Here is a 7956-nt window from a genome sequence, read left to right as displayed (position 1 = left end):
AGACCGAGGGCGGCCCGTAGTGCCCGCAGCCGCGCGTTGTCGGCGACGGCTTCGCCGAAGCCGTCGCCGAAACCGGGGGTCGAGAGCGTCGCGAGCCGGGCGAGCGCGAGGTCGCCGCGGCGCATGAGCCAGCCGGTCGCGAGGGCGGCCAGCAGGTGCGCGAGGAACATGGGCAGGCTGGGCAGCTCGGGCAGCAGCCCGGCCGCCCCGCCGGTCCCGTCGGCCGCCGCCCGGGCGGCCGTCGCGGACGCGCCACCGTGCAGGTGGCCGCCCTGCGCGAGCCCGCCGCCGACGGTGGCCGGGTCGATCCCGGCGTCGGTCACGATGCGGTGCGCGTCGCCGGGGGTCAGCGACGCCGGGCCGGCGCCGCAGATCAGCTTCGCCGCCATGCGGACCAGTACGTCGTCGGCGCTGCCGCGCATCGCGAGGTGGTGCTGGCTCATCCCGAACAGGGCGTGCAGCGCGAGCTGCCCACCCGTCAGGGCGAGCGCGATGGAGGGCAGTGAACGGGCGCGCCCGGCGAGCGGCGCGGCCACGGCGAAGACACCGGCGAAACCGATGACGAGCGTCCACCAGGGGACGGCCTGACAGGCCGCGAGCACATGTCCCGTCGCGGACAGCACGACACAGACCGCGGTGAACACCGCGGTCCTCATGAGCCGCAGACCGGCTCCGGCGTGTGCGACACGATCCGGCATGGCCGGGTCATCATCGCACTGCGGTCGGCGGCTTCATACGGCAGGTCCGGAAGATCACCCTCTGTCCCGTACAACGGTGGACGCGTCATGCGCGTCCGCCGAATGAGTTGTTTCACGGGATCGATGTGCTTACGAATCGCCTACAGGGGCAATACGTATCGGTATGTCGAGCTGTGGCCAGGAGGCTGGAGCATGAGCATCTGGTGGTCCCTCCATTTGCGGCGCGAAGCCGCGAGCGTCCCGCTCGCGCGCCGTCTTCTGATCGGCACCATGGAGACCGCGGGCGTCGACCCCGCCATTTCCTTCGATCTGTCCGTCGCACTGACCGAGGCCTGCGCGAACGCCGTCGAGCACGGCGGTGACGACGGGCCCGGCGCACCGTCCCGGGCGTCGGAGGCGTATCGGGTGACCGCGTATCTGGACGGCGAGAAGTGCCGTATCGAAGTGTCCGACTCCGGGCCGGGATTTCCCTCCCGCCGGGCCGTCCGGCGGCCGCCCGCCTTTGCCCCCTCGACCGCCGAGGACGGGCGGGGGCTGTCGCTGATCGAGCAGCTCGCGGACCACGTCCACTGCCGGAACAGGCCGGGGCGGGGCGCGGTGATCAGCTTCGACAAGATCCTGAAGTGGCGCGAGGAGACCCCGCTGGTGGCTTTGCGCGGTACGACCGCAGGGGTCTGACCCTCCGGAGCGGGCGTACACGAACCCGACCAGCCCGCCGGCCGGGCCGCGCGTCGCGCGCGGCCGGGCCGACGGCCGTCCGGGCCGGGACCTGCTTCCGTACCCGGTCTCAGCCCTGTTCGGTGGCCTTGGTGGCCGCCATCCACGCCTCCACGTCGGACGACGTACGCGGCAGCCCGGCCGACAGATTCCGGTTGCCGTCCTCCGTGACGAGGATGTCGTCCTCGATCCGGACCCCGATGCCCCGGTACTCCTCCGGCACCGTGAGGTCGTCCGCCTGGAAGTACAGCCCCGGCTCGACGGTCAGGCACATACCGGGCTCCAGCGTCCCGTCCACGTACGCCTCCGTCCGCGCGGCCGCGCAGTCGTGGACGTCCAGGCCGAGCATGTGCCCCGTGCCGTGCAGCGTCCAGCGGCGCTGGAGACCCAGCTCCAGGACCCGCTCGACCGGCCCGTCGAGGAGGCCCCACTCGACGAGCCTCTCGGCGAGCACGCGCTGCGAGGCGTCGTGGAAGTCCCGGTACTTCGCGCCCGGCTTCACCGCGGCGATACCGGCCTCCTGCGACTCGTACACCGCGTCGTAGATCTTGCGCTGCAACGCGTCGAACCGGCCGTTGATCGGCAGGGTGCGCGTGACGTCGGCGGTGTAGAGCGTGTGGGTCTCCACGCCGGCGTCGAGCAGGAGCAGATCCCCGGAGCGCACGTCCCCGTCGTTGCGCACCCAGTGCAGGGTGGTGGCGTGCGGTCCCGCGGCGCAGATCGAGCCGTAGCCGATGTCGTTGCCCTCGACGCGGGCGCGCAGGAAGAACGTTCCCTCGATGTAGCGCTCGCTGGTCGCCTCGGCCTTGTCGAGGATCCGTACGACGTCCTCGAAGCCGCGGACGGTCGAGTCGACGGCCTTCTGGAGCTCGCCGATCTCGAAGTCGTCCTTCACCGCGCGCGCCTCGGAGAGATGGACGCGCAGCTCCTCGTCGCGCTCCGCCGTGACCTTGTCGGCCAGCGCGGCCTCGATGACCGCGTCGTGCCCGCGGACGGCCCGCACCGGGCCGGTCGCCTCGCGCAGTGCCCCGGCCAGCTCCCGTACGTCCTTCGCGGGCAGGCCGAGCAGCTGCTCGGCCTCGGCGAGCGAGTGCCGGCGGCCGACCCACAGCTCGCCCTGGCGGCCGTCGAGCCAGAATTCGCCGTTCCCCCGGTTGGAGCGGGGGGTCAGATAGACCGTCGCCAGGTGGCCGTCGCCGCCGGGCGCCGGCTCCAGCACGAGGACGCCGTCCTCCGTCTGGTCACCGGTGAGATACGCGTACTCCGTGGAGGGACGGAAGCTGTACTCCGTGTCATTGGACCGGGTCTTCAGACCGCCCGCGGGGATCACCAGGCGGTCGCCCGGGAATCGCGCGGACAGCTCGGCACGGCGGGCCGCGGTGTGCGTCGCCTGTGCGATGGGCTCCAGATCATGGAGCTCCGTGTCGGCCCAGCCCGACTTCATGTTCTCGGCCAGCTCGTCGGACACGCTCATGTACAGGCCGTTCTTACGCTTCTTGACGGGCTTCTCGGCCGACGCCTCGTCGGCGTCATCGAGCACTGTGTCCTGATTTCCCAGCGATTCCGGGGTCTCCGGCTTTTCCGGGATGAGCTCCTCGGCCACGGTCTGCCTCCTCTGTACGACATTGGACCTTTCGGGTCCCGGCACCATCGTATGTCTGTACGGGGGACAGGCCAGGGGGCCTGTGGACAACTCGGCGGACGGGCGGACGGGACGGGCGGACCGGCCGGAGGGAGACGGTCCGGTTCAGTCGAAGAGGGCGGCCAGGACCACGACGTCCTCCGCGCTCCCGCCGGGACGGGTGCCCGTGCCGGGGACGGCCTCGTCGAGTCCCTCGGGCAGCACCAGCCGCAGCACGTGGTCGGCGATCGCCCCCGGATCGTCCCGCAGGCTCCTGGGCACACTCGCGGCCGCCGCGTGCAGCCGGGCGAAGGCCCGGTCCATCGGGTCGCCGGTGCGCCGCAGCAGCCCGTCCGTGTACAGCAGCACCGTTTCTCCTGGCGCGGGCGACAGCTCCACGCTCGGTGCCTCCCAGCAGGACAGCATCCCCAGGGGCGCCGACAGCGTCGTCTCGACGAACTCCGTACGCCGCTCCCCCACGATCAGCGGCGGCGCGTGCCCGGCCCCGGCGAGCACGATCTTGCGCAGCGCCGGTTCGGCGTAGGCGAAGAGGGCGGTGGCGGTGCGCGCCGGCTCGGTCAGCCGCAGCAGCAGTTCGAGGTCGGACAGTACGGCGACGGGGTCCTCGCCCTCCATCACCGCGTACGCCCGCAGGGAGGCGCGCAGCCGCCCCGTCGCGGCCAGGGCGCTCGGTCCCGACCCGCTCACCGAGCCGACGGCCAGCCCCAGCGCGCCCTCGGGCAGCGGCAGTGCGTCGTACCAGTCGCCGCCGCCGTACCCGCTCGTGCGGTGCCGTACGGCGAGCCGTACGCCGGGCACCCGGGGGAGTCTGCTGGGCAGCAGCTCGTCGGCGATCGTGGCCTCGCGCGCCCGGGCGATCTCCAGCTCCAGGAGGCGCGCCAGATGCTCGGCGGCGTACCGGGCGTAGAGACCCACCAGATGGCGCTGTCTTTCCACCGGTTCGGCGGGTTCGTCGTAAAACCAGACCGCGGCGCCGATCCGTCCCGCCGTCTCGGCCGTCAGGGAGACCGCGTACGTGGCGCTGTAGCCGAGCCGGCGGGCCACGTCGCGGTGCAGCGGGTCGAGGTCCGGGTCGCCGAGCACGTCGCCGACGGACTCGGCCGCGGTCCCGGGCTCCGTGGTGTCGTCGAGGAGCCGTCCGTAGGAGGTCGCGTCGCGCGGTACGGTCTCCAGCTGGCCGAGGTCGGAGTGGCTGAGGCCGAGTGCGACGGTCGCGCGGGGGAGGTGCTCGTCCGCGCGGGGCGCCGGTTCGAGGACGACCAGACCGCGCGAGGAGCCGACGAGGGCGGCTCCCGCCCGTACGACCTCGTTGAGCGCCGCGTCCACGGAACCTGTCCTGGCCAGGCGTTCCGTGAGCTCGTGGAGGGTGGTCAGATCGGAGACCCAGCCGGCCAGCCGGTCCTGGATCATGACCACGGGTGCGCCGGCGGACTCGTCGAGGGGCGGGGCAGTGTGCGCGGGAGCCGGAACTGCTGAATCGATTCCAGCCACTTTCGGCATGTGCGGAGCGCTCATGGCAACCGGCTTTCTGACTGGTGCGTTTCGCGCAATAGCAGCGCAAACCACCAGGTGATACTGCGCCACTATCAGTGCATCCACATGTACACGCACAACTGAGGCGATGTCCAGCATTGTCCTGGCGGAACCACTGGTGTCTGTGCGACGGTTAGGTTGGCGAGAAAATGACCCCAACGCAGTATTCTGCGATCGACTGAGGGAACTCGACATGAGCCTCCGCGGTGAAGCGTGGGCGACATCGTGGAGGAGCGTCATCCCGCACGTGATGGGTACGTAAACGGTGACGGACAGGGGCAGTTGGGACGGCCCCGGAACCTGACGGACGGCTTCGGCGTCTTAACCGCCGTAGCTCGCGCGCCATCCCGGAGTGGCGGGGCTGTCACAGCAGGATCGACAGACCGTTGAGTGCGCCACCCGTCGCTACGCGCTAACGAAGACAGACTGCGTTCGGCCCAGGAGCGGTGAGTCCAGCCGCAGGTTGGCGAAGTCCGACTGTGCCCCGTCCAAAGGGGCGGCGAAGCGTCGACGGCATACGTCGACTGTACGCACAGCGATACGCACAGTGAAGCCATGCACACAGATTTTCCGGTGTGGCATGGGGACCTCGGCGTTCAACGGAAAGGAACGAGCGCTTATGCGCGAGATCCTCGGAAGGCGACGCAGGCTCCTGTTCAGGCGCAAGGGGATGCCTGCCCCACTCGAAGCGGCGCTGACGTGCGCCACGGCGTGGCAGTGGCCCGTACTTCCCGGAGCCGGCCTGAAGACGTCCGGCGGCCGGGGTGATCGTGGCCTCGGCTGCGCCTGCCCGGACCTTGAGTGCGCCGTACCCGGCGCGCACCCCTTCGACCCCGGCCTGCTGGCCGCGACGACCGACGAGCGCATGGTGCGCTGGTGGTGGGCCAACCGGCCCACGGCCCCGCTCGTGATGGCCACCGGAGGCACCGCGCCGTGCGCGGTGAGTCTGCCCGCTGCCGCCGGGGAGCGTGCGCTGGTGGCACTGGACCAGATGGGGATGCGCCTCGGCCCGGTCGTGGCGACCCCCACGCGCTGGTCGCTGCTGGTGGCCCCGTACACCCTGGAACGGCTCGGCGAGCTGCTCTTCGCCAAGGACTGGGTGCCCAGCTCGCTCCGCTTCCACGGCGAGGGCGGCTATCTGGTGCTCCCGCCGTCCGAGGCGGTCGGCGGTCAGGTGCGCTGGGAGCGGGCGCCACTGCCCGGCTCGGCGTCGCCATGGCTGCCGGACGTGGAGGCGGTCGTGGACGCGCTGGTCGAGGCGAGCACGAGCGCGCCGGACGGCGGCAGCAGGCTCTCCTACTGAGTACGGGGGTGCGTACGCACCGACATGCCGGGCCGCACCTTCGAGGTGCGGCCCGGCTTTCGTTGCGGCTGTCACTCGAACGGGTGCGAGGTGGCCGGAGTTGTACGGGAAATGGGCGCGCGGCGCGCCGGGTGGCCCGATGACGCCGATATCTTCGGCCGACGGTCAAGATCTCCCCGGCAGTGGCAGGTGGGCCCCATGAATCTCCGTGTGATCGGGCTCGCCACCGTGGTGGTGTTCACCGCCCTGCTGCCGCTGGCCGCGTCCGCGGGACCCGCGGGCGGTCCGTCGGTCGGCCCCATGGCGCGCTACGGGGCCGACACGCCCCGTGCGGCGCCGACGGTCACGCTCCAGGAGCCGGAGAACGGCGACGCGGCGGCCGTCGAGCGCTGCGGCCCCGCGCTCACGTCGCGTGACGGGATCGAGGCCCAGACCTGTGTTCTCAGTGAGAACGGGGACACCTGGGGCCGTACGTACTACCGGAATGCATCAGGTGGGGAATTGCGTTCCGTGCTCAGCCTGATGGGGCCCGGCGGGCGGACCGTGCAGTCCCACTGCGCGGTGGAAGACGGCGACGAGCCGGGTTCTTGTGAAACTCCGCGTGAACGCACAGTGGGAAAGCCGGCGCGGTACTGGGCGGTCGCGGAGTTCGCGGGAAGTGCCGACGGGACCGGGCCGCTGTTGCTCAGATCCGGTAGCAACTCGGCTGCTCCGTCTGCCAGTTGAGGCGCCCGGTCGGTTCGCGGAAGTGACGGCCGAGAGGCGCGGCAACGGCGCGACAACTCTGCAGTCTTCACTCCGGAAATTGCACGAACACCGCCGGGGAACGAAGACGCCCGGTCGCTGGCGACGGGGGATGCACCAGCGACCGGACTTCTAGAACGGTAACAAGAGATCGACGGTTAGCAAATTCGATCTGATGTATTCGGACAAGAAATTACTTGCCGGTACGGGCAGTTGTGACGACTGTCACCGTGGGCGATGAATTTCTTGAGCCTTAGCTGAGGATCAGCTGAGGGTCACCTGGCGGTTGGTGAGCCCGCCGCGCGCCCGGCGCTCGTCCCCGGTCAGCGGAGCGTCCACCGCGAGGGCGGCCGTCAGTCGCTCCTGGAGCTCCGCCGCGGGCTTCTCGCAGTCCTCGGCGCGCATCGCGCTCGGCAGGTCCCAGACCGGCACCGTGAGCCCGTGCGCCCGGAAGGAGCCGACCAGCCGCGTGCCCTCGCCGAGGCTCGACGTACCGGCGGCGTGCAGCCGGGCGAGCGCGTCGAGCAGCTTCTCCTCGGGGTGCGGCATGGCCCAGCGCAGGTGGTTCTTGTCGGGCGTCTCGCACCAGTACGCGGCGTCCGTGCCGGTGAGTTTCACCGTCGGGATGGCGGCGGCGTTGGCGCGCTCCAGCGACGCGGTCACCTCGGGGGTCGCGTTCTCGGCGTCCGGCACCCAGAACTCGAAGCCCGGGTGGACGACCGGCGCGAAGTCGGCCGCCGGGTCCAGCAGGTCCTGAAGGCGCGGCCCGTCGGCCGGAACGCGCTGTGCGGCGACCGGGTTGCCGGGCTCGGCGCTCAGCGCCCGCCGGAGCGTGTCGGCGAGGTCGCGGCTGAGGTCGCCGGACGAGGTGTCGTTCTGGAGGGCGAGCAGCACGGAGCCGTCGTCGCGGCGCAGCGCGGGCCAGGCCATCGGCAGCACGGTCGCGAGGGTCACGGACGGTACGCCGTCCGGCAGGCCGCCCTTGAGCGTCAGTTCGGCGGTCGCGGCGGGCACCAGCTCGCGCAGCGCGACCCAGTCGCACTCGCCGGCCAGCCCGTCGAAGGGGCGCTGGACCAGCTCGGTGACGGCATGTGCGGCGGCACGGCCGTGACAGGCCTTGTAGCGGCGGCCCGAGCCGCACGGGCAGGGCTCACGGGCCCCCACGACCGGAATCGGCCCGTCCGTGAGCTGAGCTTTCGCGGACTGAGCCTTCGCGGCCTTGGTCTGGGGGCGCTTCTTGGCCATGGTGGGCTTCTCCCGATAGCGGCAGTGCGGTGTCGGGCGCGAGCCTAGCCGTACCGCGTATCACCGTGGGCGCA

General features: G+C 71.4%; 7 protein-coding genes. 3 read left to right on the top strand and 4 right to left on the bottom strand.

Features of this window, described 5'->3' with window-relative positions; all coding sequences use genetic code 11:
* A partial coding sequence (locus tag P3L51_RS33840) for a hypothetical protein (protein ID WP_354609183.1) occupies window positions 1–698 on the bottom strand: 698 nt, incomplete at its 3' end.
* Between the two features lie 192 nt (window positions 699–890).
* Between P3L51_RS33840 and P3L51_RS33835 the strand changes: the two genes are divergently transcribed.
* Window positions 891–1376, top strand: coding sequence for an ATP-binding protein (locus P3L51_RS33835; RefSeq protein ID WP_354609182.1), 486 nt, complete (start codon window positions 891–893; stop codon window positions 1374–1376).
* Between the two features lie 109 nt (window positions 1377–1485).
* Here the strand turns inward: P3L51_RS33835 and P3L51_RS33830 are convergent, their stop codons facing one another.
* Together P3L51_RS33830 and P3L51_RS33825 are read right to left on the bottom strand one after the other, a co-directional pair.
* Window positions 1486–3018, bottom strand: coding sequence for an aminopeptidase P family protein (locus P3L51_RS33830; protein WP_354609181.1), 1533 nt, complete (start codon window positions 3016–3018; stop codon window positions 1486–1488).
* A gap of 144 nt (window positions 3019–3162) precedes the next feature.
* On the bottom strand, window positions 3163–4689 hold the full coding sequence (locus P3L51_RS33825) for a PP2C family protein-serine/threonine phosphatase (RefSeq protein ID WP_354609180.1): 1527 nt from the start codon (window positions 4687–4689) through the stop codon (window positions 3163–3165).
* 520 nt (window positions 4690–5209) lie between these two features.
* Here P3L51_RS33825 and P3L51_RS33820 point away from each other — a divergent pair.
* Both P3L51_RS33820 and P3L51_RS33815 read left to right on the top strand, forming a co-directional pair.
* A complete protein-coding gene (locus P3L51_RS33820) occupies window positions 5210–5893 on the top strand; it encodes a bifunctional DNA primase/polymerase (protein WP_354609179.1) in 684 nt (227 codons plus the stop codon).
* Window positions 5894–6091: 198 nt separating this feature from the next.
* Window positions 6092–6619 (top strand): hypothetical protein, encoded by a 528-nt coding sequence (locus tag P3L51_RS33815; RefSeq protein WP_354609178.1) that lies wholly within the window; start codon window positions 6092–6094, stop codon window positions 6617–6619.
* Between the two features lie 282 nt (window positions 6620–6901).
* Here P3L51_RS33815 and P3L51_RS33810 read toward each other — a convergent pair whose 3' ends face one another.
* The gene (locus P3L51_RS33810; protein ID WP_354609177.1) at window positions 6902–7882 is read right to left on the bottom strand and encodes a DUF5926 family protein; all 981 of its coding nucleotides are present in this window, start codon (window positions 7880–7882) and stop codon (window positions 6902–6904) included.
* Window positions 7883–7956 lie beyond the last annotated feature (74 nt).

The sequence above is a fragment of the Streptomyces panacea genome, from assembly GCF_040560175.1.
Lineage (GTDB): Bacteria > Actinomycetota > Actinomycetes > Streptomycetales > Streptomycetaceae > Streptomyces > Streptomyces panacea.
The sequence above is the reverse complement of the archived record's forward strand: the minus strand, read 5'-3'. Positions and strand labels throughout refer to the sequence as shown.